The 18,897-nt window shown below is 44.8% G+C and carries 16 protein-coding genes and 1 riboswitch; of the genes, 3 read left to right on the top strand and 13 right to left on the bottom strand.

Annotation, left to right across the window (positions count from 1 at the left end; all coding sequences use genetic code 11):
- Positions 1 to 35: 35 nt before the first annotated feature.
- Positions 36 to 175: riboswitch (FMN riboswitch) on the bottom strand.
- Between the two features lie 104 nt (positions 176 to 279).
- The 10 genes from VEA_RS17840 to VEA_RS17795 all read right to left on the bottom strand — a co-directional run bounded on the left by VEA_RS17840 (position 280) and on the right by VEA_RS17795 (position 12,437).
- A complete protein-coding gene (locus VEA_RS17840; protein WP_006741190.1) occupies positions 280 to 897 on the bottom strand; it encodes a lipase family protein in 618 nt (205 codons plus the stop codon).
- 117 nt (positions 898 to 1,014) lie between these two features.
- Entirely contained in the window at positions 1,015 to 2,868 is a 1,854-nt protein-coding gene (locus VEA_RS17835) for an MFS transporter (RefSeq protein ID WP_006741189.1), read from the bottom strand.
- Between the two features lie 146 nt (positions 2,869 to 3,014).
- Positions 3,015 to 3,773 carry a helix-turn-helix domain-containing protein gene (locus VEA_RS17830; protein ID WP_006741188.1) on the bottom strand — a complete coding sequence of 253 codons (759 nt, stop codon included), beginning with the start codon at positions 3,771 to 3,773 and terminating at the stop codon, positions 3,015 to 3,017.
- A complete protein-coding gene (locus VEA_RS17825; protein WP_012842367.1) occupies positions 3,774 to 4,412 on the bottom strand; it encodes an HD domain-containing protein in 639 nt (212 codons plus the stop codon).
- A 261-nt stretch (positions 4,413 to 4,673) separates the two neighbouring features.
- A complete protein-coding gene (locus VEA_RS17820; protein WP_006741186.1) occupies positions 4,674 to 5,951 on the bottom strand; it encodes a cytosine deaminase in 1,278 nt (425 codons plus the stop codon).
- A 9-nt stretch (positions 5,952 to 5,960) separates the two neighbouring features.
- The gene (gene codB, locus VEA_RS17815; RefSeq protein ID WP_006741185.1) at positions 5,961 to 7,199 is read right to left on the bottom strand and encodes a cytosine permease; all 1,239 of its coding nucleotides are present in this window, start codon (positions 7,197 to 7,199) and stop codon (positions 5,961 to 5,963) included.
- Between the two features lie 805 nt (positions 7,200 to 8,004).
- Complete coding sequence (locus tag VEA_RS17810) at positions 8,005 to 9,351, bottom strand: magnesium transporter (RefSeq protein ID WP_006741183.1); 1,347 nt, start codon at positions 9,349 to 9,351, stop codon at positions 8,005 to 8,007.
- A gap of 112 nt (positions 9,352 to 9,463) precedes the next feature.
- Positions 9,464 to 10,786 carry an ABC1 kinase family protein gene (locus VEA_RS17805; protein WP_006741182.1) on the bottom strand — a complete coding sequence of 441 codons (1,323 nt, stop codon included), beginning with the start codon at positions 10,784 to 10,786 and terminating at the stop codon, positions 9,464 to 9,466.
- A gap of 101 nt (positions 10,787 to 10,887) precedes the next feature.
- Positions 10,888 to 12,111, bottom strand: a complete 1,224-nt coding sequence (locus tag VEA_RS17800) for an HlyD family secretion protein (protein ID WP_006741181.1) — start codon at positions 12,109 to 12,111, stop codon at positions 10,888 to 10,890.
- Entirely contained in the window at positions 12,111 to 12,437 is a 327-nt protein-coding gene (locus VEA_RS17795; RefSeq protein WP_005433326.1) for an MFS transporter, read from the bottom strand. The genes VEA_RS17800 and VEA_RS17795 overlap by 1 nt, the downstream gene beginning before the upstream one ends.
- Positions 12,438 to 12,544: 107 nt before the next feature.
- On the opposite strand from VEA_RS17795, the gene VEA_RS17790 reads away from it, so the two are divergent.
- On the top strand, positions 12,545 to 13,546 hold the full coding sequence (locus tag VEA_RS17790) for an AraC family transcriptional regulator (RefSeq protein ID WP_006741180.1): 1,002 nt from the start codon (positions 12,545 to 12,547) through the stop codon (positions 13,544 to 13,546).
- Positions 13,547 to 13,631: 85 nt separating this feature from the next.
- Here the strand turns inward: VEA_RS17790 and VEA_RS17785 are convergent, their stop codons facing one another.
- Positions 13,632 to 14,321, bottom strand: coding sequence for a VV20781 family protein (locus VEA_RS17785; RefSeq protein ID WP_041853146.1), 690 nt, complete (start codon positions 14,319 to 14,321; stop codon positions 13,632 to 13,634).
- Between the two features lie 12 nt (positions 14,322 to 14,333).
- Positions 14,334 to 15,875 carry a hypothetical protein gene (locus VEA_RS17780; protein ID WP_041853087.1) on the bottom strand — a complete coding sequence of 514 codons (1,542 nt, stop codon included), beginning with the start codon at positions 15,873 to 15,875 and terminating at the stop codon, positions 14,334 to 14,336.
- A gap of 365 nt (positions 15,876 to 16,240) precedes the next feature.
- On the opposite strand from VEA_RS17780, the gene VEA_RS17775 reads away from it, so the two are divergent.
- Positions 16,241 to 16,933: a response regulator transcription factor gene (locus tag VEA_RS17775; RefSeq protein WP_006741176.1), complete on the top strand. Its 693-nt coding sequence runs from the start codon at positions 16,241 to 16,243 to the stop codon at positions 16,931 to 16,933.
- A 3-nt stretch (positions 16,934 to 16,936) separates the two neighbouring features.
- Positions 16,937 to 18,259 (top strand): ATP-binding protein, encoded by a 1,323-nt coding sequence (locus VEA_RS17770; RefSeq protein WP_006741175.1) that lies wholly within the window; start codon positions 16,937 to 16,939, stop codon positions 18,257 to 18,259.
- On the opposite strand, the gene VEA_RS17765 is transcribed toward VEA_RS17770, so the two are convergent.
- Positions 18,240 to 18,896, bottom strand: coding sequence for a pyridoxamine 5'-phosphate oxidase family protein (locus VEA_RS17765; RefSeq protein ID WP_006741174.1), 657 nt, complete (start codon positions 18,894 to 18,896; stop codon positions 18,240 to 18,242). The genes VEA_RS17770 and VEA_RS17765 overlap by 20 nt on opposite strands.
- Position 18,897: the final 1 nt, after the last annotated feature.

Raw genomic sequence — 18,897 nt, 5'->3', positions numbered from 1 at the left:
CATTCAACGCGATCTTACTCGCGATACTGGTGTATTCTTATTCTCTTTCATCCGGACTATAACCGTCGGCTCTGGCATCTCACCAGATCTGCTGACCTCGACGAATCGAGCGCTCGCGGGCTCACTTGAAAAGTATACCGCCGGTGGGGAATTTCGCCCCGCCCTGAGAACAATTAAAAATGTGCCACTTCATCCAAATTGTGAGGAAGTGGAGCTAGGATAGTACTGCGAACTGAATAGCTTGGAAAGTCGATTCCATCTGTATGATGGAAAAGTGTGCTATCGACGGAAATAATCTGTGCGAATAAAGTGATCAATCTGCTGGGGCACGAAGGTGTTGTAAATCAGACTCGTATGTGTTTGTTTCACTTCGATATGATCTTGCATACCGTCCAGCCTTGTCTCTTCTACGGTAACCGTACCGTCCGACATGGTGTTGTCATTACGGATCAACAATGGGCGAGCACCAATCGGCATCGTTCCTGCGATACTGCCGAGTTTTTGCGGAAAAGCCCACGCGTCATTATGTCTGTTTAATCCGTGGTGTGGCGAATTGCCTAAAATTGCACCCAATCCGAGATCTTGAATCCTACCTACTATGGACGCGCCTTTAAGAGGCGAACCGATAGCGACAACATGAGAGATCAAGCTGGTGGTTGGCTTTCTGTTGGCGAGATAGCGCTTAATCATCAAGCCTCCCAAGCTGTGCCCCACGAGCACGTTTGTGGTCAGTGGATTAAGCGAATGATCAATAGAATCAAACAGTGAAGACTCATCGATAGCAACAGTGTTATAGCTGAGTACTTGCGTTTCGTATCCGAGTTTTCTCAGCTTTTGGCTAAGAGGCTGCATGACCAGCCCATGCATATAAAGACCATGTAAGATGATGATTTTCATAATACCTCCTAGATTTATGACGTTGTAGATATCCTACTCTAATTAACAAAGAACTACTTGCCCTTTGTGGTGCATATTTACGTTTTGCTGCAAAGTTTGATCGGTATAGCAAGCGTATCAGCCCAGTAAATCCTGTACTTGTTGTTGCAATTGATGACGATTTAAAGAAGCAGGGCTTAACACTTCACCGATAACAACATCCACTTTTGACCAAAAACGAGTCGGTCGTTTTGTGAGAGCATGTCCGCCTTTGTGGCTGAAAAAAGAACCCCAAAGCCCTTTTAACGCCATAGGGATGACAGGAACAGGATTACGCTCAAGGATTTTTTCCACACCAGGGCGAAACTCACCCAGTTCACCGTTAGACGTTAAGCGACCCTCAGGGAAGATACAGACAACTTCACCGTCGTTAAGCGCTTGTTTAATCTGTTCAAATGCTCGTCGATAAGTGTCGGCACACTTACGTGGAGAACAGATCGGGATAACACCGGCATGACGGAAAACATATTTAAGAACAGGCAGCTCGCTGATGGATTTGTCCATCACAAAACGAACCGGGCGAGTAGAGGTTCCCATCAAAATCAACGCATCGACATAGCTAACATGGTTAGCCACGATTAACGCAGCACCTTGTTCAGGAATATGTTGGCGTCCCTTTACTGACACACGATACATACAATGGCTGAGTAAATAACTGATAAAGCGTTGTGTAAATTCCGGTACTTGACGATAGACATAGATTGCCACGAAGAAGTTACCTATTGCCATCATGGCAAACAGTTCCACAATAGAAAGTTCTAGTACGCTGAGTGCAACGATCGAAACCAAAGCAGACACCACCATAAACAACGCATTCATGATGTTGTTAGCAGCAATGGCACGTGCACATTCACCTTTGTTTGAACGCGATTGGATGAACGCATAAAGAGGAACAATAAAGACACCGCCGCTTACACCAACAAGGAACAGGTCAATCATGACGCGCAGATGTTTGGATTCAGCAACGAAGTTTTGCACATCATAAAAGTGCACCGGAAGTGATGGATAACTTGGGACTGCCCATAGCAAGTCGACGCCAAAGACGGTCAGACCAAGGATACCGAATGGCAAAATACCAAGCTCAACGTGGTTGAAAGAGAGCTTTTCACACAACCAAGAGCCTGTAGCGATACCAATGGAAAACAATGCCAACAGTAAAGAAACGACAGTGCTGTCTGCAAACAAATGTTCACGCGCAAAGTTAGGGAATTGAGTCAGGTAAGTCGCACCCATGAACCAAAACCAACTGATGGCTAGAATAGACATCCAAATGCCTCTCTGTTTTTTTGCCACTTTTAACGTGTTTTTTAAACCAGAAATCGGTTCAAACTTCGCTTTGTCAGTCGATTGGCTAGGCATCGTTGGAATGTTCACACTGCTCATAAACCCGAGCAAAGACAAGGCAATAACGACACAAGAAGCAATCAAGGTACCATTAGGAATGGCTAACAGCAGGCCTGCGCTAAGCGTACCTATAAGAATCGAAAGGAACGTGCCCATTTCAACCCAAGCATTTCCTTTAACAAGCTCATTTGGTTTGAGTGCTTGTGGTAGCAAGGCGTATTTTACGGGACCAAAGTAGGCCGATTGAGTGCCTGTCATAAACAGCAGAGCCAGCATCAGCATAGCACTTTGGGTCGCAATAGCGGTTGCTGCGCAAGACATGATAGCCAGCTCGATGAGCTTTAGACGTCGTATTAATTTGGCTTTGTCCATGCTGTCAGCGACGGCACCAGCATGCGCAGAGAATAGAAAGAAAGGTAGGATGAATAAGCCTGCCGCCAAATTAACAAATAGATTAACGGATATTGGTAAGTTATCAATTTGGCTGTATGTCACCATCAATAACAGAACATTTTTGTAGATGTTGTCATTGAGTGCGCCAAGACACTGCGTCACAAAGTAAGGAAAAAAGCGTTTTGAGAAAAACATGCTGGCCCCGATTAAACAAAGTCGAATGAGATGGGAGCACTTTATGCTCAATGAACGATTAAACCAGCTTTCTCTGTCAAGTGACGTTGGGTGTCACCAAAAGTAACGAAATTCGTTACTTTCATCTCCATTTGTTTATTGAGTTACTAATTTCGAGACTTTTGAGTAGGTTTTCTTTCCCATGGTTCAAACAGAGGGAACGTCCAGCGACGCATCGCAATAATCAGAGAGGTGCCGTGCTTTTCGTCCATATCGAGAGAGCTATCACTTTGGCAAGCCTGATAAAACTCATCGATGACCTTTTGCAGTTTCTGTTGCAGCTTCTTGTTGGTTGGTACGCTCATCAATCCTGTTGCCATGGATAACTGTTCATCTTCACCAGAAAAGTAGCTTTGGAAAAAGGCGTCTTGAACTTGCTGTTGGAAGAACCGTTGAATAGGGCCGCCCATCTGCCACTTAAATGTCGGAGATATACGCAAACGAATTTTGTTATTTGGCTGCAAGTCGATGATGTTCAGACGATCCAAATGAGCAAGCTTTTGTACCAGTTCCAACTCATTGAAGGTGTATTGTTGAACGACTTGTTCAAACTGATAGCCATTTACAACACAGATCGCCACGAGTAGCAGGGCTTTATCGTCAACCAGCTGCTTTTCTTGCTCTAACGTTAGCGACTCCAGGCCTTTATTATGCGCAGCCGCGAGCTTAAACAGTTCCGCCATTTCTAAACCAATCAATTGGCAAATGCGTTCTAAGCGTTCAAGGCTAATGTGTTGACCTTCAGCGAGTAAACGTTTGACGCTTCCTTCACTTAAATCAAGGTGTTGTGCAACATCGACATAATGCAGCCCAGCTAACTTTAGTTGGCGTTTAAGCTCTTTAATTAACGTATAGCTTTCTGACATTTATGCTGTCACCTCGTCGTGTAATTGCTCTATATACGCTTGCATAAAGGCTTTGCGTTTTTGCGCTTCGCGTCTCGCTGACTCCGTGTTCATAGTTTCAGCGATTTTGAATAACTTGGTCTGGAAGTGATCCAGAGTGAATTGTTTATCGTCGAGTTCTCGCTGTTGAGCAAAGATGTCTTTGTTATCGTAAAGTTGCGCATCAAACTCAGTGCTCACTTGTATACAGCGAGTAATGCCAATTGCGCCTAAAGCGTCCAGACGGTCGGCATCTTGAACGACTTTTGCCTCCAATGTGTTGGGTCTGATATTAGCGCTAAAGCTGTGTGCTTCTATCGCATGGGCAATGGCATCATGGTATTGCTGCGGATAATCGATACTTTCTAAAAACGCGACCGCTTTTTTGGCTGCAATGATTGAGCTCTGCTTGCGGTTGGGATGATCTTTCGGATAGGTAAAACAATCATGTAAATAAGCGGCGGGAAGCACAATAGATAAGTCGGCGCCTTCTTCTACAGCCAGTTTTTTTGCAGTGTTTACGACCCGTTGAACATGGCTTATGTCGTGCGCCGCATCGACTTGCATCTCTTGCTGCATAAATTCCAAAAATTGCGATTCTATCTGGCTTAATAAGGTCATGAGTTATATCTACAACTAAAGTGAAGGCAGAAGTATGCCGAACGCAGAGAGGAATTTCCAAGTTCGATAGTGTAATTGAGATTTAGCCATCAGAACCTTATGCAACTTAGTAAGTATCGGGTCATCTTAAATAGCATTTTTGTGCGTTCGGTTGGCTACTAAGGTGGTAAGACACAGAACAGCAGTGACGTTTGCCAATAGCAAAAGGGCCTGATGATTTCGTCAGACCCTTTTTCGTTTTAGTCGGTATTTTTACGAACCTTAGCGCTTGAACGTCACTTGCTCTGCTTGTTCAAGATGAATATGAGTCGTTGCAGGTTGTGTTTCTGCAATGACTTTACCGTGACGAACCGAGTAGCGCACAGGCACTTGGCGACGTACTGCATCAAAGCCATTTTCTGCGGGAAGAATCAGTAAACTACCTGGTTTGCCTTCTTCAATGCCGTGCTTGTCTTGAATGTTCAGTGTACGTGCTGAATTGGTGCTGATCAGATCCAGTGAGTTGTTGATTTGGTCGTAACCCATCACCTGACACACGTGCAGACCCATATGCAGCACTTGCAGCATGTTTGCTGTACCAAGTGGATACCATGGGTCGAATACGTCATCGTGTCCAAAGCAGACGTTGATGTTGGCATTCAGCATCTCTTTCACTCGTGTTACGCCGCGACGTTTTGGGTAATCATCAAAACGGCCTTGTAAGTGAATGTTCACCAATGGATTTGCCACGAAGTTGATACCGGACATGCGTAATAAACGGAACAGGCGAGATGCGTATGCACCGTTGTAGGAACCCATCGCTGTGGTGTGACTGGCCGTGACTTTATTCCCCATATCAAACTTGTGCGCTAAGGCTGCCAGTGTTTCAACGAAGCGAGATTGTTCGTCATCGATTTCATCACAATGCACGTCGATCAGGCGGTCGTATTTTTGCGCTAACTCGAATACGTAGTGCAGTGATTCAATGCCATATTCGCGTGTGAATTCAAAGTGTGGAATCGCGCCAATAACGTCCGCCCCTAATTTGACGGCTTCTTCTAGCAGCTCTTTGCCATTTGGGTAAGAGAGAATACCTTCCTGCGGGAAGGCGACGATTTGGATATCTACCCACTCTTTCATCTCTTTACGCACTTCTACCATCGCTTTTAGGGCAATTAGGGTAGGGTCTGAAACATCGACGTGAGTACGAACGTGTTGTACACCGTTTGCGATCTGCCATTTTAAGGTTTGTTTTGCGCGCGTTTTCACGTCTTCAATCGACAGCATTTCTTTGCGCTCAGCCCAACGTTCAATACCCTCAAACAATGTGCCAGAGATGTTCCAGCTTGGCTCGCCTGCGGTTTGCGTTGTGTCTAAGTGGATGTGCGGCTCGCAGAAAGGCGCCACCGCCATGCCGCCTTCAGCATCGATGGTGTCACCGTTATGATTAAGCTCCACATCGTTGCTTTCAATGCGCTTGAATTGACCATCTTCAATCAAAATTTGCTGCAGACCTTCTTGTCCTTTTAGCGTTACGTTTTTGATCAGTAGTGTTGTCATGATGGTTCCTTACGCTGGCTGTGTAGCCAGTGCTTTTTTGTTGAGAATAGGATTAAGAATCAGGAAGCTAATTGCGCCGCCAAGTACAGCGTTAATCGGTACTACGCCAGGAAGGAAGTGTCCCGCACCAACGCCAATCGCTACAGCGATAATGCCAGCCCAGTTTACGCTTTGGAACTGGGCGGCTTCAAAGTTTGCGTAGCGCTTACGGTTCGTGAAGAAGTCAGCGATGATCACGCCGCCAATCGGTGGAATTGCCAACGATAAGAAGGTCAGCCAGCCAACAAAGTTATTGTAGAGCCAGAGAGCGCAAAGTGTGCCAACAAGCCCGTTCGCCATCGAGATGTATTTACTTGGTAAGCCTGTGATGTTGGAAAATCCAAGACCCGATGCGTAGAGCGCGTTGTCGTTAGTCGTCCAAATGTTTAATCCAAGTACGATGATGGCGGGAATTAATAAGCCTTGCGCAATCATCACTTCAGAGATGTCTGATTGACCAGTCACGGATGCACCTGCCGCGCCAAAGATAAACATTAACGAGTTACCGATGAAAAATGCCACCATGGTGATCATCACGGCGCTGCGCGGCTTTTTGCCAAAGCGCACGAAATCTGCCGTTAATGTACCAGCACTGACAAAAGAGCCAACAACCATCGCGAGAGCTATTGAAAAATCGAGTGGCTCGGTTGGTTGAACTTGTTGTAGTTCGCTAATACCGCCAACGCTATTTACTGCCTCAATGACAGAGTAACCGCCAAGTAGCGCAATGGCAGGAACGGCGATTGCTGACAGCACCATCAGTGCGGAGATGCCAAAGTAAACGGTCGCGGTCATGAGCAAACCGGAGACAAGGATCATAGTATTGGTATCGATGCCCGTTGCTTTATGCACCGGAATCGCAAACATCGCGACACCAACTCCAAACCACCCAACTTGAGTACCGCCAAGAAGAGCAGAAGGAAGCCAAGAGCCTTTAGAACCAAAAGAGAAACGAGCAAGAAGGTGAGTAGAGAGACCAGTAGAAGCGCCTATGTAACCGAGGAAAGAAGTGTAAATACCGAGGATTAGGTTACCGATGAGAACAGCGAGGAAAAAATCATTAAAGGAGAGCCCAGTACCGAGAGAACCCCCTGTCCACATACTTGCGGAGAAAAAAGTGAGTCCTAACATCACCATGGTTAGTGATGCCACGCCTTTTCTGGCCGTGTTGGGAACTGGTCCAAGACTGTAGTTATTGTCTCCAGCCATTATTACCTCCGCACATTGAAATATTAAATTATAGCACCTGGTTTTCAGGCAAACGGCGCGTATTATCGTGATGTAAATTTAATAGTCAATGATAAAATTGCAATTTAAACGTTTGCTTGGTTTTTTATGTCTATTTTTTCTTTTAATAACAATGGCTTGGTTTTTAAATTCTAAAAGTGAAAAGTTTATTTTTACGTGTTTTCTATGATTTATAGACAGGTTTTCTATGTGAAATGAATGTTTTGAATTGCTATTTGTTTTTATGGATTAAATTTATCTATAACTCTGGATTGTTCAGTCGATTTCTATGAAAAGAAAACGATTTCATGATGAAATTTTTGGTTTGGACGTTATTTGTTCTTTTTTTGGGTGTGTTTTCTTGGTTTTATTTTATGTAGGTGATTTGTTTTTGTTGAAGCTGGCATTTCTAATGGTTTAGTGGGCGAATATTTGAATTTTATAAACAGTAAACAATCTGTTGTGGGCAAGAAAAGTACAACCGAGCTCGGTCAGAGGATAAGAGAGCAATAGCCACATAAAAAAATAGCCAACCGCAAAGAGTGCGATTGGCTTATATACATGTGAACAAAATCAAGTTCACTAACAACGTCAGTTGGCTAGGTGACCCTCGGCTTAAGAAGGGTCGATTTATATAATGCAGTTACTGTGCCAACTTTAATATGCCCTAAAATACGTAGTTTCTGTGACATGCGTTGCTTAAAGTTTGAATTTGTTTGCAATTTGCAACTGCGTTATGCAATTTGACTCTATTATGCTAATGATTGATTAATAAACAGTGGACTTTTTAGAGCATGACTAAACTCGCCGTTCCCAAAAAGGCGAAGAAACCAACCACATCTGTCACTGTTGTTAGAATCACCGAGCCAGCCAAAGCAGGGTCCAATTTAAACTTATCCAAAATAATGGGTATCAACACACCAAATAAAGCCGCGGTAATAATGTTGACGATAATGGCCAGCGCGATGGTTCCGCCTAAAACTGGCGATTGGAACCACAATCCGGCTAACCCGCCGATGATTAGCGCCCAAGCAATGCCGTTCAGTGAGCCTATGCCCAACTCATTTTTTAAGAATTTGAATCGGTTACCTGGGGTAATCTGATTAAGCGCCATCGCACGAACCATTAGAGTCAGGGTTTGGCTGCCTGCAATGCCACCCATCGATGCAACAATTGGCATTAGTACGGCCAAAGCAACCACTTGAGCAATCACGTCTTCAAATAGCCCGATAGTGACAGACGCTAAAATTGCAGTCAGCAAATTGATGCCCAGCCACACGCCGCGTTTTTGCGAGCTTTTTAATACTGGCGCAAACAAGTCATCGCCTTCATCCATACCAGTACCGGCCATTAAGCGCGCTTCGTAGATTTCACGTTGCGTACTTAATGCAAATTGCCAATCGACTTCACCAATCAGAGTTTGGTCTGCATCGGTCACAGGCAGAGCGGGCAGTGTGCTGTGCTCTAATGCTTCTACCGCTTCGGGAAGCATCATCTTACTGTCTAGCACCGTCACCGCTTCAATAACGAGTGTTTTCAAGCGAGTATCAGGATCACTACGTAAAATTTCGTAATAATTGACAGTCCCTCGATACTGTTTATTACGGTTGATCAGGTAGACCTGTTGAGGTGTGTCGTAGCTATAGCGCTCCATTAACTGCTTAGCCGTTCCAATCGTAATATTAAAGGGCAGGGTGATGATTTTACGCTCAGCCCAGTGGCCGAGTTCTTCATCTTCATATTCGTTTGCCTGATCGTAAAGCTCTAACTCATCTTTTTCGATTAACGCGAGCGCTTCGTTGATGATCGACTCAGGCAACGAATCCGCCCATTCGATCAGCGATAAGTTATCAAGTTTAGCGAGGGTGAGTTTTAGCTCGACTTCAGATAATGCATTGATGATAGAAAAACGTACGTCGGCACGCATTTCCGTTAACACGTCGATATGCAGTTCTAGTGGCAAAGCTCGCCATAAGCGAACACGATCATCGATTGGAAAGGCTTCCAGAATTAGGGCGGCTGCGCCAGGTTCGAGACCCGCTTCAATAGATTCATTGAGCGTTGCGACTTGATCCGCTTCTTCGGCTTGGCCAATTTGCTGGATTAGAGTGGAGAGATCTTGAAACTTGCTCACCGAGTACCCCGATAGTTAATTCGTTTTATGGAAGTATGGCATGTTATTGAGATGCACAACTATGCATCTTAACCTTGCTCAAGGTACTTGAAAGTAACAGAAAAACAATAGGCTATTCGCTGTTGATAGTGAGATATGGCTGTACCAATTGGCGAATGTTCACTTTTGCGCCAATTCTCGCTGCGAGCAAATACATGCCACCAATTTTACGATGTAAAAATAGGGCATCGGCAGGTGGGGTATGCCAGTACTCTTGTTCCATGCTCAAAATAGTGCCAGCTTCGCGAAGTTTTTGCGCTAAGCCACTGGCTTTAAAATCATATGGCTCATCAACTAACATGGGTTCACATGCCATTTTTACTAAATCGAGAATCGCTTGGCGTTGATCAGGTAAGATGGTTTGGCTGAAGAAGCCAATTTGTTCAAGCGCATCATTCAAGCCTTGTTCGTCATTGTTAACGACAGATGCAAAAGCTTGGCGATAACCAGTGCTGAACCGCTCGCTGTACTCGCGAGTGGCCCCGAAATCTAGCAAGCCGATTTGACGAGTGTTTTCGATATATAAGTAGTTGGCGAAGTTTGGGTCGGTTTGTACCATCTTAAATTCGAACAGCTCCCTAAACAGTAATTCGAGTAGGCTGTGCATGACAAAATCCCGTGTACTCTGATCATAATGTTCGATTTTCTCAATCGGGCTACCATCAATGAATTCCATCGCGAGAACGGAGTCTGAGCAACTTTCAGTATGAATCTTCGGCACGACAAAATGAGGGTGCTCCTTCAAAGCGTCATGATAACGAATGGCAAATTGCGCCTCTCGTGCGTAATCGGCTTCATCATGTAGCTGCTTTTTCGCTTCTTCGAGCAATCCTTTGTAGTCGACAGACTCGGGAATCAACCCAACGACCTTGAGTAGTGTACCGACATTATCGACGTCGCTATCAATACTTTTCCGTATGCCCGGATATTGCACTTTGACGGCTAGGTTATCGCCCGCATCGCTGTAGGCTTGGTGCACTTGTCCTATTGATGCACTGGCGATTGGTTTGAAGTTAAATGATAGAAACTCAGCTTTCCAATTCGTTCCAAGCGAACTTTCCATTACTGCGTTGAGTTGTTTTGCAGGCATTGGGTCTGCGTCGGAACGAAGACGGGAAAGAATATCGGCAAGTTCAGGTTCTAAAACATCACCAGCATCCATTGAGAGCATTTGACCAAGCTTCATTGCAGCGCCACGTAGGTGAGCAAGTTGGTCGGTTAAACGCGCGATGTTTTGCGGCGTCAGCAATAGGTCTTTCGCTTTTGGTTTGTTGCCTTTGGCTATCTGCTTCGTGCCTTCTGCAATCACATTGCCTGCGACACGGGTAGCAAGTGAGGCGAATTTGCTGAATCTTGAGATGCGATGGGTAGGTAGGCTTCTTTCCTTTGCCGACATGAATCTTCTCCGCTATTTACTAACTAATTGTTATACGGGAAAAGGATATGTTTGGATACAAATGAAAAGAAAACCGCCAGCGTAACTGGCGGTTTGCGAGTTTAGATAGAGTAGAAGAAGTACAGTTGAGACTTCATTCGGATGATGATCCCGCGAATCACATCTAAGAAGGCCATGAAGCCTATCGGTTTTTCACCGCTGACCCATGCGAGGCCAACAGAGCCAACAGGGATGTCGTAGCCTTCTGGCTCATCAATCTTAAGACGAACAAAGTGGTGTTTGTTCTGTAAGTTCTTTCCAGTGGTGACACGTACGGAATCATCGAAACCCAGTAGATTACCTTGTGACTCACCTGTTGCTTCAACAATGCCTTCAACGGTCGCTGAGAAGATCTTACCTGGGTAAACGGACGAAGAGAATTCCGCTGGCTGACCCGGTTTGATGTTACGAATCGCCTGGTGGTTGACTCGCATCAGCACGTACTTCTCGTTAGTGTACATGTTGATACGCGGCATCATCGATACACGCTGACCTTCACGCAGGATAAAGTTGGTGACAAAGCCATCTGTTGGGGCATGAACTTTTGTGCTATTCAAATCCCATTGCGCTTTTGCAATTTGCTCTTCAGCTTGGCGCAGTTCGGCTTGTTTCGTTTCAACTGCGAGCTCTGCTTTATGAATCGCCAGTTTTGCGCGGGAAATATCGACTTGTTTCTTCTTAATTTGAGACTCAAGGGTCAACACGTTGTGACGTGCCATATCAACCGCACTCGATTGTTTGTCGATGTCGCTTTCCGTGATGGTGTTTTGCACCACTCGGTTTTGCTCAACATAACGATCTAGCATCTTTTTCTGAAATTTGTAGTCAACTTTCGCCGCTTCCAATTGGCTCTTTGATGTTTCTAGATCTTGCACCAATGCTTGATGATTCGCTTCTTCAATCTCGATGTCGCCTTTTGCCGTAGCTAATGCGACTCGTGCAGAATCGGCGGATACGCTCGCCTGATTTAATGCGATTTCGTATTGTGTTGGGTCAAGTTCATAAATAAGCTGACCTTCTTTAACTTGTTGATTTGGCTTAATGTAAATGTGGTCAACTTTACCCTTCACATTGGTTGAATCCGGACGCAACTGGATGTGTGGTGACTGCACCACTGAGCCGCCGGATAGATCCATCGGCGTGAAGTTGATGAGGCCTACCCAGACGAACATTAACCAACCCAAGCCGCCTAGGTAAGCGAACGATTTGGTTGCTTTGTTCCAAGGCATGCCGACTAAACGGAGCAGATAGATGAAGAGTGCCCATACCGCTAAACCTTCTAACATTATGCCTCCTCTTGTGGCTGTGTTTCTGTTTGCGGTTTACTTTTCCATGTATCACGCAGATTGATGATGGCTTTTTCCATATCAACGAATGCAAAGATCACGGCTAGCACCCATACCCAGTGCCAGACAAACCCTATCCAGGTCAGCGCAGTGATGAGCCCTATCTGATGATGGTCTTTGCTGTGTGCTTTATTGATAGGTAATTCATGGATTTTCCAAAAGCCGTAACACGCGCCCGCGACACTCGCGATTAAAACGACAGCAGCGACAACATGTAACGCCGTATCTGCGCCTGTACCGACAAATGGGACACTCAGTAAACTCATTAAACACTCCTCTATCAAACTGTTGGCGTATTGTGATCTGGATTTGATTTAGGTCTTTCTTTGTGACAGATTCAATCAATAGAGGATTAAATTTGATGTGATTGGTAATGAAGACGGTTCGATTTATTCGCGCGATGGGCATTCTAAACATGCATAACCTCGCGTTATCTAAATATAATTTGGGCTCGGATGAACTGGGGATTCCGTCGTCGGTATTTCACAACCCAATGACACTGATCCCGCTAAAAGCCGTCGCAGAATGGTATCGTTGTGTTGAACAAGCCAGTAGTGATCCAGATGTGGTTTTGAGTCTCAGCCGAGGTATTGAACTGCAAAAGCTTGGACCTGTGGGACGCTGGCTATTTTCTGGGAATGATTTAGCCAGCGCGATTCGACGCGTTAATTATGGTGCGAGTAACTTACAATCTGGGGCGTTTTTTGCTGGCGAACAGTCGGGCAAAATCATCAAATGGACTTACCACAATCCGTTTATAGAAACGTCAGTAAAGGTGCACGATAGTATCCGCTGTGCGGTATTTATGATTAAAGTGCTACGCGAATTTCTTGGTAAAGACTATCAGCCTTTGCGCGTGAAGGTTTCAGGGTCGAGAAAAAATACTGAACCATACCGAGAATATTTCGGCTGCGAGGTGGAATGGAGTCAGCCAAAAACAGAAATATGGATCCCGGGAGATGACCGATTAGCTTCCCGCCAAGTGAGCCATCGCGAGGACAGCCGTCTAGCGATGAGTTTTTCCGATTTGGATGATTTGCTTAATATGCCCGACCCAGAAGATGAGTTGAAAGTGATTTATGAAGTGGTGAACTACAGCAGTCATTATGGATTGCCAACGTTAGAGCGCGTTTCTTCTCTGCTTGATTTATCTGAACAGCAGTTTCAACGTCGTTTGCACAAATTAGGCCTCAACTTCTCGATGGTATCCGGCTATGTATTGAGTAATGTTGCGGCTGGGTTATTGAGTAAGCGCGTGAGTATTGATGACATAGCCATGCGCCTTGGTTACACCAATGTGGCGAGCTTCAATCGTATGTTTAAGAAACATCGTGGATTAACGCCCAAGCAGTATGCGGGAAGATTAGAAAAGTAATGCTTCACTTGTCTTTATGAAAACAAGCAATAAAAGCCCTCAAGGTAGAGGGCTTTGCTATTTTTGGTGTTGTTTAATGTAATGGCTATTTCTTAGGGCGCCAGCTTAGTGCACTTGCAACAGCGCCGATGGCAATCACATCCTTTTTTTGTTCACTAAGTTCTGGGAGCATTTGTACCGCAATGGTACCGTTCGTCTGCACAGCGGCAATTTCTTGTGTGCCTTCCTTAAAGCTATAACCCAATGGAATGTCTACCGCCATCATGGCGTCGGGACTAGTATGTACGGTTTCTACATTAAAGTGGGTGCTGCCAATACGCACTACGCCAGTCTCTTTTTTCTCAAAGCTGATGTCGATGAGAGCGGATTTTGGCTCCATGGCAAATTCTCCCACTTTGACGCCATCTTGGGTGATATCACAGGTGTAAGGGTCATTCCCACCAAAATCGACGCCCATGTAGTTAACCGACATACCGCCTCCAGAGCAGCTCAGAAGCCAAGTTTCCCCGTTGTCGATACGAGTAACTTCTGCGCCCATCGTACCTTCTTTGAAAGAGATATGGTTAAACCAACTTGAGTTAGAAGCACTGCGTGAATAGTTGCCTTTGTACTTACCAGCAAAATCAAAATGACCATCTGCACCGAATCCCCAAAAATCTCCGTCGGTTTTGATCAGCATTTCTGGTTGTGCTTTTACGGCATCAGTACGATCCATGACGGCTAGGCCACCACAACCTACAAGGAGTAGGGGAGCGAATAGAGTAAGTTTCTTCATGTTTTTCATCGTTTATAGCTCGGTTACATCTAAGATTTGGTCGGTGAATTGGATCTTTTGAATGTCGTACAACTCATCCGAGCCTGTACTCGGACACTTAACAGAAACGCTCTTTGCTTTGATAACAGTACATTCTGCCAGTTTGTGTGGCACGATATAGGTGTTGATACCACCTTCACCATAAATGCTGTTGTCTTTGCTGTTGCCTTCAAAGGTATTGTCTTGGTCATTACCGATGACATTCATTGCGTCGTCGCCAATGATCTTCACTCTTGTCAGCCACTGAGATTTGTAGGTGTATGCTTCTATCAAGCCGTCTTTGTTGGGAGCCATACGGAAGGTAGGCACTGTGCCTGGATTTGTCTTTTCTGTGTAAAGTTTGACGCCCGCAGAGTCGATGTTCGCGGTGTATTGCAAGTATCCGTGGAATAAGCCGCTGATCCAATCAACGGCTTGTGGATCTTGAGTTTGCATTTCTTCACGTGTTAACGCTTGGTAGCCATCTAAACCTTGTCCGTTTGCTTTTGCTACACCCATGTAAGCTTCAAAAGCGGCAGCAAAGTATTCGTGAGAATATGAAGGGCCCGTTTGTTTAACACTTTCAGGATCGAAGTCGTCCGATTTCCAATCGTCCCAGTCATACTGAGTTGGGCGCCACACCGTCGGTTTGCCCGCTTGAATATCGTTATAGATTTTTAACGCATGAGCTTGAATGTCATTTTGCAGTGCCGCAGTCCCCGTGTTAGGTGCAATACCTTGTGCTTGGACCAAGTGTAAAATTTCTTCAAAAGCGGCGTCTCGTTCGGCTTTTTTACCAAGATTGGCACAGTAATCGGCAAAATTACTCATGTAATGGCAATCGCCTTCAACTGTCAGTTCTCGATACATCAAAGATTGGCTGTTCCTTAGCCAGTTTGGTGTTTCTTTACTATTTACTAATGTTGCCACGATAGATGTGACAAGTGTATCCATATCATCTTCGTTAAGTACCATCATGCTTACAACAAACTTTTCTAGAGAACTCGTATCAAAAGAGTGTGCTAAGCCCGAGTTTGTCACTGCATCGTTCAGTTTGTCTTGGCGAATCAGTTCGTTGATAAAGATTTTGGTTAACATCTCATCATTCTGTTCGTCGTTTTCGGTCAGCATTAGTGTGGCATCACGCTCGGCTAATGTCTTAGCGATACGAGACTTGTCAGCGCCGTACTTAGAGTCTGGTTGGTTTGTGAGAAGGTGTTGGATGATTTTGGCTGCACGAAAGATTTTTTCATTATTCGCACCGTCATCAACAGCCACAATGTGAAATGTATCATTGTTATTTGCTTCAGAAAGGGAGATTTTCACATAGTGGGTGAAGCCAGCATCAGCAGCCACTTTTAACTTGGCTGGAAGCTCTGTAGAAACGACAGTTGGGATTGTGACAGTGCTCAATGTTGGCGCTGGTGGTGTTGGAGGTGTCGTTGTTGATGGTTTCGAATTAGATTCACTGCCGCTGCAAGCAGTTAGACTTATAGCGCAAAATATGGCTAAAGGTGTTAATTGGGAATATCTCATTTCATGTTACTCGTAGACTTTATTAGAGCAAGAAACTTAGAAGCAACATAAAGTCCTGTCTATATAAGCAAACAAAGTCATATATATCGATATTGTTTTTTGGTAAGGACTATCATTCGATATATTTAAAAATGTAGTAGATTTTTATTCCGAAATTTATTTTTATGTGAAGCTATATTCTGCTAATAAATAAAACATCAGGTTATTGCATGGTTTTAGGGGCGTGGAATGATTAGGATTATCGTATATGTATGGTTTGTAAGCGTATGTAAGCCTGCTTTTTATTAAAATTATCATTTAAGTGGGTTGCGCAGTATAGGACGAGCGATATACTCCCTCCATCATATTGGTGGAGTAAATGATTCATGGTGGGCAATACAATCTTACTGGTAGAAGACGACTCTGAGATTGCTCGATTAACCAAAATGTACCTCGAAGCCGAAGGCTATACAGTAATTGTTATCGATAACGGTCAAAATGCATTAGAAACGATTAAGGAACTCAAGCCGGACCTAGTGCTGTTAGATTTGATGTTACCAGGAAAAAATGGCGCAGAAATATGCCAAGAGGCACGTAAATTTTATCATGGGATTATCATTGTTTTGACTGCAACCGATGATGAAATGAGCGAGGTGAGCTTATTTAAGTTCGGTGCTGATGATTACCTTACCAAACCGATAAAAGGCAATATCCTTCTCGCCCGTATTGAAGCGGCGCTGCGTCGCTATCGCCGTCAAGTTGATACCGTTGAAGAAGAAAAGCTGAGCCGATATGGCATTAGCCTTTGTCTTCGTCGTTCCCAAGCATTTTATTTGCAAAAAGATATTGGTTTGACGAGTTCTGAGTTTGAAATTTTAGAGCTCCTGATGCTGAATGTCGATAAGCCAGTATCTCGTGAATCATGTTGCCGTCTTGCCAGAGGTATTGAATACTGTATTACTGATCGTTCGATTGATATGCGTATATCCTCACTAAGGAAGAAATTCTCTAAGGCTCATATCCATACCGCTACCATTAAGACCATACGTCACCACGGCTACATGCTGACAGGTAAATGACGCATGTTTTCCCTGTTTACTCGTCTATATGTGGGGTTAGTTACTGGCCTTGCGCTGACTGTTGCTTTGTTTCTCTTTATGGGGGAAGAGTACATGCGCAAAACAGAAGTCGGCGTTTTTTTGAGTGATGGTGCTTATTTTGTCGATCAATACATTGAGCAACGAGGCACTCCGGATTCTCTCTACAAGAAGTTAACCGAAAACGGCAAGCAAGATTTCTTTATCTTTGATTTAACATTGGTTGAAAACTGGGACGGATCATCGCCTTGTCGAGATTGTAAGCTACTGTACCGAATACAAGGGATACCTGTTTATCTTATTGATGGCAGTACCTATGCTGCGGTATTCCCTTTACCTAACACCTCGCAGAGTTTAGTTTTCAAAGAAAAAACGGATTTCTTTAGCCCAGATGTTGATTGGAATGAAGATTCAGAGATTGTATTTATACTGACTCTACTTTTGGTTGTTGTGTGCAGTTTAGGCATTATGGTTTACATACCTGTACGACGTCTTGACCGCCAAATTCGGCAACTAACGGCTGCACAACAACAATTTGGTTATGGTGAGTTGAATACGAGAGTCGATCTAAAGCAATTTTCGCAACCCGTGAAAGAGCTCGCCCAAGGCTTCAACTGCATGTCTGAAGAGATTGAGAGACGCGTACGCCAAACACACATCTTTACTCAAGCTATTCCTCATGAAGTGCGCACTCCGCTGAGTCGTATTCAGCTAGCGACGGATTTAGCTCGGCGCACGAGTGGTGAAATGCAGGCAGAGTTACATGACGATATTGAACGATACGTTGATGTAGTGACGGATTTAACGTCCGACATCGTCATGCTGTCTCGCTTAAGTGTGAAAAACCACTCATGGATCGATTCTGTTGAAACCATGGAACTGCCTCTTTGGTGTAAAAGCCGCATGAATTACCTAGGCTTCGAGTCCGTCATGTTGAGAGCAGAAAATGAACTCGCGAACCAATTGATTCACTTTCAGCCTACTTTGGGTAACCTCGTCCTCGATAATTTACTGCAAAACGCCAAGCGTTACGGTGAATCCTGCGTTGAGGTGACGATTCGAATGGTAGCGGATTGCTGGAGCATCGATATTGAGGACGATGGTCCGGGCGTACCTGAAGCGATGCGAGAAGAAGTATTTATGCCATTTTCGCGTTTAGACAAAAGCCGCAACGCCGACGTGAAAGGCTTTGGTTTAGGGCTTGCCATCGCTACCAGTGCAGCGAGGCAATTAGGTTGGGAACTTTCTGTCGGCGAGAGTCACTTAGGCGGCGCACGTTTTACGGTGCTTATTCCTGCCAACGATTAGAGTAGGCACTGCGGTAGTCTGGTTCAGCGATACCTTCATACAAATCTTCACAAGCTTGCAGTGGACCTACGACAGTTCGGTAGGGTAGGACACCTGCCCAAACAGGAATGTCCATGTCTTCCGCATCGTCGTTGACGCCAAAATTGCTGATTTTCACAGATGCCTCTGTGAGTGGGATACGCAGCAGCATGGTGGCTTTGAGCTCTTTTTCATTGCTCAAACGGACTTGTTTTGTTCTCCCTGGAGCGATCTGTTCGATAAAGTGATTCAACAACCTGTCTTTCTCTTGGTTATCCTCCACCATCTCAAACTGGCCAAAGACCACGGCGCTACGATAATGCGCACTGTGGTGAAATGCACTTCGAGCCAATACCCAACCATCAAGCAAAGTAAAGGTTAAGCACGTTTGCACTCCTTGTTTGAGTGAGCGTAACAGTCGACTGTTGTTGGCACCATGGATATACACGTAATCATCGACACGCCATGCCAGCATAGGGATGACCACAGGGCCTGACTCGTTGGTTATCGCAATATGAGCGATTAGGCTTTCATCTATGATGGCGTGCAGTTTGCTAACATCAGAGACGGCTTTATGTGCGCCTTTCTTAATTTCCGTTCTATTGGTGTTGGATAGCATT

It is taken from the genome of Vibrio antiquarius (genome assembly GCF_000024825.1).
GTDB lineage: Bacteria > Pseudomonadota > Gammaproteobacteria > Enterobacterales > Vibrionaceae > Vibrio > Vibrio diabolicus.
Note: the sequence above shows the minus strand (reverse complement) of the source record. Positions and strands in the feature narration are given on the sequence as shown.

Bases quoted from the DNA above. Each gene is read 5' to 3' on its own strand.
- VEA_RS17840 (WP_006741190.1), bottom strand. From the start codon at position 897: ATGAAAATCATCATCTTACATGGTCTTTATATGCATGGGCTGGTCATG.
- VEA_RS17835 (WP_006741189.1), bottom strand. From the start codon at position 2,868: ATGTTTTTCTCAAAACGCTTTTTTCCTTACTTTGTGACGCAGTGTCTT.
- VEA_RS17830 (WP_006741188.1), bottom strand. From the start codon at position 3,773: ATGTCAGAAAGCTATACGTTAATTAAAGAGCTTAAACGCCAACTAAAG.
- VEA_RS17825 (WP_012842367.1), bottom strand. From the start codon at position 4,412: ATGACCTTATTAAGCCAGATAGAATCGCAATTTTTGGAATTTATGCAG.
- VEA_RS17820 (WP_006741186.1), bottom strand. From the start codon at position 5,951: ATGACAACACTACTGATCAAAAACGTAACGCTAAAAGGACAAGAAGGT.
- codB (WP_006741185.1), bottom strand. From the start codon at position 7,199: ATGGCTGGAGACAATAACTACAGTCTTGGACCAGTTCCCAACACGGCC.
- VEA_RS17805 (WP_006741182.1), bottom strand. From the start codon at position 10,786: ATGTCGGCAAAGGAAAGAAGCCTACCTACCCATCGCATCTCAAGATTC.
- VEA_RS17800 (WP_006741181.1), bottom strand. From the start codon at position 12,111: ATGTTAGAAGGTTTAGCGGTATGGGCACTCTTCATCTATCTGCTCCGT.
- VEA_RS17795 (WP_005433326.1), bottom strand. From the start codon at position 12,437: ATGAGTTTACTGAGTGTCCCATTTGTCGGTACAGGCGCAGATACGGCG.
- VEA_RS17790 (WP_006741180.1), top strand. From the start codon at position 12,545: ATGAAGACGGTTCGATTTATTCGCGCGATGGGCATTCTAAACATGCAT.
- VEA_RS17785 (WP_041853146.1), bottom strand. From the start codon at position 14,321: ATGAAGAAACTTACTCTATTCGCTCCCCTACTCCTTGTAGGTTGTGGT.
- VEA_RS17780 (WP_041853087.1), bottom strand. From the start codon at position 15,875: ATGAGATATTCCCAATTAACACCTTTAGCCATATTTTGCGCTATAAGT.
- VEA_RS17775 (WP_006741176.1), top strand. From the start codon at position 16,241: ATGGTGGGCAATACAATCTTACTGGTAGAAGACGACTCTGAGATTGCT.
- VEA_RS17770 (WP_006741175.1), top strand. From the start codon at position 16,937: ATGTTTTCCCTGTTTACTCGTCTATATGTGGGGTTAGTTACTGGCCTT.
- VEA_RS17765 (WP_006741174.1), bottom strand. From the start codon at position 18,896: ATGCTATCCAACACCAATAGAACGGAAATTAAGAAAGGCGCACATAAA.